At 31.7% G+C, this 1,534-nt stretch carries 1 protein-coding gene; it reads right to left on the reverse strand.

Annotated elements, in window-relative coordinates:
* Positions 1–343: 343 nt before the first annotated feature.
* A complete protein-coding gene (locus AC3DU7_RS19620) occupies positions 344–1,180 on the reverse strand; it encodes a sugar phosphate isomerase/epimerase family protein (RefSeq protein WP_488040996.1) in 837 nt (278 codons plus the stop codon).
* Positions 1,181–1,534: the final 354 nt, after the last annotated feature.

Here is a 1,534-nt window from a genome sequence, read left to right on the forward strand (position 1 = left end):
AGAGCTTCGCCAATTCCATTACTACCACCAGTAATTAAAATATGTTTTTCTTTTAAGTCTTGATAGATGGGATTCATTTAATTTTTTCCTAATTTTAATTCGTAGTGTTTAAAGGTAGAACAAAGATAAAATAGTAAGTCTAGTTTAGTAATAAATATTTTGTTTGTAGTTGGGCTTTAGCCCCTCAAATATTGTAGTTGGGCTTTAGATCCTCAAATACTTAAATATAGCAGTACGTTTTTTAGTTAGGAGAATAAGTTTAGACTATTTGCATAGCATTGCGGTAGAAAAAGGGAATATCCTAACATTAATTTTGGGCTAAAGCCCAACTACAAACAATAAATTAACTATTAGCAACTAATACTTTTGTTCGATCCACAATCCAATTTTTACTTACTGATAAATGAAGTTTAAGTTTCTCCAAATCAATCTCTTCTTTTGAACCTGGTGTTTGTCTAGGTTGAGCGCATTCAATAATTATCGGACCAGAGAATTTGATCTCATGAAGTGCCTCAAAATGTTCGGCAAAGTTAGTATGACCAAAACCAATACCTTTTCTGTTAGAATCAGCGATTTGATAGACGCTCAGTTTATCCCCACATCTTTGAATAGCTTCAACTAAATTTGCTTCTTCTAAATTGCCATGATAGGTATCTAGAATAACAGTCATATTTGGCGAGTTAATTTCTGCCAGTAAAGATAAAACATCATTGCTATTCAGAATGAAACGACATAAATAACGATTCAGGGGTTCAAATCCTAATTTAATTTTTGCTTTTTCTGCATAAACTGCTAATTCTTGACAAGAAACAATTAAATTATCTCTCGAACCTGCATAAGTAGTTCCCATCTGACTCTGAATATATTCATGGCAAGTAATTATAGGATTACCTAATTCTGCTCCATAATCAATTAACTTTTTATAGTAATCTAGAGCTGCCATTCTTATTTGGCGATCGCTACTTCCCAAATCTACATTACTAGGAGTCATGGAGAATATTTCTAAGCCATTATCTGCTAAAATATTTTTCACATTTTGGGGTTGAGTTTGATTTATATCTACATATAATTCCACTCCATCGAAACCCATCTCTGAAATAATATTGGCAGTTTTTTCTAATTTATTCTGACCAAATATCCAGGTAGTAACGCCGATTTTTCTCTGTATACTTATACTCATTTTATTAGTAAATATATTACAAAAAAACTCAAATTATTTTTTCCCATAAAGGGTTTAAAATTCCACCGTATAGGATAGTAGGAGAGATTGAAGTAATTATAGAATTATCAACATATATTATATAACCGGATTTTATATAAAAGTATCCCCATTCAATTTTTCCTTTTTTCGGCGATAATTAAAACCTTCCTTCTTCCTTCTTAAATATTAGGCTAATCAGTAGTCACAAAAAGTTTACTAATTAACCCCAAACTCAAAACAGAAAAACCAGCAGCAGCGTAAAAAACTCCAGCTAACAACGGACCTAATGCTTGTCCGATAGATAAAACCGTAGCATTAACAGCCATAAAACCA

This window comes from Okeania sp. (assembly GCF_983059655.1).